This is a genomic window from Alcanivorax sp., from assembly GCF_051117345.1.
In the GTDB taxonomy this organism is placed as follows: domain Bacteria; phylum Pseudomonadota; class Gammaproteobacteria; order Pseudomonadales; family Alcanivoracaceae; genus Alcanivorax.
Window position 1 is genome coordinate 1 of the sequence record NZ_JBNPEC010000186.1, and the last position, 2,892, is coordinate 2,892.

The window sequence follows — 2,892 nt, forward strand, 5'->3', positions numbered from 1 at the left end:
CGGCCGGGGGGCGGCAGAGTAGCACGACGGCCAGGCCTCTGCCGCTGAACTGCAGGGCGCCGCCGGCCTCGTCCGGGAATACAAAGCTGGGGCCAAACAGCCACTGGCTGGCTTCGGTGAGCAGGGCGAAAGGCGCGGTGACCAGAAAGATCGGGCCAAGATTGCGCCACCAGAAAAAGAGAATTTCGCGAAAACGTTGGCTGATCATATTGGCTGTAAGGTGTAGCGGGAAAGGCGCTATTTCACCACAGTGGGGGGGATGTGCACAGGGAAAGGAGGGCAATATTCGTTGTCGGTCGCCGAAAGGGAGAGCGTTTGGTTGCAGGTAGGGTGGATTAGCCGAAGGCGTTATCCACCTTGCCCGCAGTGAAGTCCAACTCAAGTCCCCCGCCGACGATTTGAAATCACACCCCCATGCCCTTGGCGTCATTGGCAGAGGGAGGAGTGTGGATTACGCCTTCGGCTAATCCACCCTGCGGCACAGCCGGAGAGGGTGGTGATTATTTACCACCAGTATTTGCCCCAGTTTTCCGGGTTGGCCCAGAAACGCGGGTTGTTCCATTTGCGCTCGAAGTTGTAGTTGTCCAGGTCGTAGCTGTAGATGTTCAGCTCGCGGCCATCCTGGGCGAAGTGCCCCTGTTCCCGGCAACCCAGTGCCAGAAATCCATTGCTGGGCCAGCGCAGTTTCTGTGGGGCCAGGGTGGGTTGGTACACCGCTACCATGGAATCGGTGTGCAGGTTTCGCAGCAGGCCCATCAGCGCCTCGCCGTCCCGCTGGCTCATGTACTCCAGCTGGTCGGCCACAATCGCCATGTCTACCCGCTCGATATCATCCAGTGCCGCAAAGGGATCCTGCTCCTGGATTTCCACCAGTTTGCAGTCGTGGTCCTTGCACCATTGGCTGACGACGGGGATAGGGTTGAGGCTGACGGTGACAATGGAGGAAGGCTGGTGGCTATCCAGGATAGCGGCCAGACGTTCCTGGGGGGATTCGGTCATGGGGTGTGCCATCGCGGTATTCATGAATTCAGTCTAGCGCGGTTGTGCAGGGCTTTCGATAGGGGAACGTAAAAACGTTGGCGGGCTGGATGTTTGAGGCGCGGATCGGGTTTGGCGAGACGGCAGACAGTTAAAACCCAGGAGGGATTATCTGGAAAGAGGTAGTTGTGCTCTGCAACCCTGATCGCCCTTTGGGCGATTTCCTCGCAAGCGAGGTTCGCGCCTCAAGCGGCGCTCCTACAGTTGACCTTTGATCGTCCGGGGTTGCGGCGCTGTTTGTGACCCCCATCAGAAAATCCGAAAAGAGCGTTGACGACTTCCCAATCAATAATGATAATGATTCTCATATACAGACAAGGAGGCCAGCATGACTCAGCTCAAGAAGAACGTCACTACGACTGCGCGCCGGGTTGCGATCAATGCAGAAAGCAGTGTTGCCAGCAGCTTGCTGCTCAATCATCAGGGCAAGCTCTGGATTGAGCATGCCGGTGAGCGCTACCAGTTGCGACGCACCTCCAATAACCGGCTTATTCTGACGAAGTGACGCTGCACAGAACACGCTTTACGCATCAGCACGGTAAATGATGGTCGGGTTTTAAAGGCTTCTGGCCGAATCAAACCGTCTAGCGCGGAGCCTGGCATTCCAGTGCTCGAGACTCTTGTTTCGCGTTGTTGCTGGGGCGTCTTGCATGCAGCGTTGCCTTTTTCTCCCTGACGTGGATCGCCAGCCGCCGCCAGCTTTCCACACCTAACAACAAGCACCGTCGACCCGTATCGATGGTGCGGCGATCTGGAGGCAGCATGTCAGTGATGGCGTGGTCCCCGGCGCCGGCGGCATCCCCTCTGCTTCGTCAGTGCGGCGCTGCACTCGGTGATCGGGTTTTACGATTGCAGGACGAGCCGCTGGCCATTCTCAAGGCCCTTTACCGGCTTGGTTCCCTGGTGGTGACCACCTTTACCAGTGGTTCCCGGGTTTCCCAGAACATGCACTACCCGGCGTTCCATGAGGGCGAGTGGTGGCTGGAGTCAGTCGGTGACCGTTGTCGATTACGTCAGAGCCTACAGGTGTCACAGTGGCATTCTGTGCTGGCAGTACTGGAACCCACCGGCGCCTTGCCGGCCCGTAGTCTGGTGTTTTTCGACCGCCAGGGGCAGCCGCTGCAACAGATGGCAGTGGCCCCGGACAGTGGTGGCCTGGCCTTCGAGGAACTGGTCTGTGCCATGCTGCATCCGGATCAGCAGACGCTGAATCTGCCTGCCGGTCTGCCTCGCATTGTGGCGGGTGAGTTGGGGTCACTATCGCAACTGGAGCGTGATTGGGCTGGCAGTACCGATGAGGAGGACTTCTCCCGGTTGTTGCAGCGCTGCCACAATCAGCGTTCTGTGCTGTATCGGTCGGTGCGTGACAGCTTTGCCTGCACGGTGCGCCCGGAAACCCTGCCGGCGGTGCTGGCGGAAGCCTCACGTCGTGATAATGCGACTACCTTGTGTGTGGGCAACCAGGGGGTGCGTTTGTGTATGACCGCCCCCTGGTCGTCGCCACGCTGGCAGGGCAGCCATTGTCATCTGGCCCACAACGGCGCGCTGGTATCGCTGGACATGGCCAGGATGCACAGCCTGTGGCGCCTGCGTAAGCCCGGTGATGGCCAGGTGCTGACGGCTCTGGAAGCGCTGGATGAAAACGGCAACTGGTTGTGGACGTTGTCGGCCGGCGAAGCAGAGTCAGACTGGCGGGGGTTATTGATGGACAGCGTGATTCGGTAGATCGAGCTACGAGCTACGAGCTACGAGCTACGAGCTACGAGCTACGAGCTACGAGCTACGAGCTACGAGCTACGAGCTACGAGCTACGAGCTACGAGCTACGAGCTACGAGCTACGAGCTACGAGCTAC

General features: G+C 59.1%; 3 protein-coding genes and 1 pseudogene. 2 read left to right on the plus strand and 2 right to left on the minus strand.

From position 1 onward, the window contains the following. Positions 1 to 208, minus strand: a pseudogene (locus ACFE0K_RS11900) (hypothetical protein); the annotation flags it as partial. A gap of 296 nt (positions 209 to 504) precedes the next feature. Beyond that, positions 505 to 999 carry a DUF6231 family protein gene (locus tag ACFE0K_RS11905; RefSeq protein WP_434536270.1) on the minus strand — a complete coding sequence of 165 codons (495 nt, stop codon included), beginning with the start codon at positions 997 to 999 and terminating at the stop codon, positions 505 to 507. A gap of 367 nt (positions 1,000 to 1,366) precedes the next feature. Here ACFE0K_RS11905 and hemP point away from each other — a divergent pair, with 367 nt between their 5' ends. Both hemP and ACFE0K_RS11915 read left to right on the plus strand, forming a co-directional pair. Then, a complete protein-coding gene (hemP, locus tag ACFE0K_RS11910) occupies positions 1,367 to 1,543 on the plus strand; it encodes a hemin uptake protein HemP (protein WP_434536271.1) in 177 nt (58 codons plus the stop codon). Between the two features lie 257 nt (positions 1,544 to 1,800). Beyond that, positions 1,801 to 2,763 (plus strand): ChuX/HutX family heme-like substrate-binding protein, encoded by a 963-nt coding sequence (locus ACFE0K_RS11915; RefSeq protein ID WP_434536272.1) that lies wholly within the window; start codon positions 1,801 to 1,803, stop codon positions 2,761 to 2,763. Positions 2,764 to 2,892 lie beyond the last annotated feature (129 nt).

Coding starts and splice junctions, on each gene's coding strand:
- ACFE0K_RS11905 (WP_434536270.1), bottom strand. CDS start 999: ATGACCGAATCCCCCCAGGAACGTCTGGCCGCTATCCTGGATAGCCAC.
- ACFE0K_RS11915 (WP_434536272.1), top strand. CDS start 1,801: ATGTCAGTGATGGCGTGGTCCCCGGCGCCGGCGGCATCCCCTCTGCTT.
- hemP (WP_434536271.1), top strand. CDS start 1,367: ATGACTCAGCTCAAGAAGAACGTCACTACGACTGCGCGCCGGGTTGCG.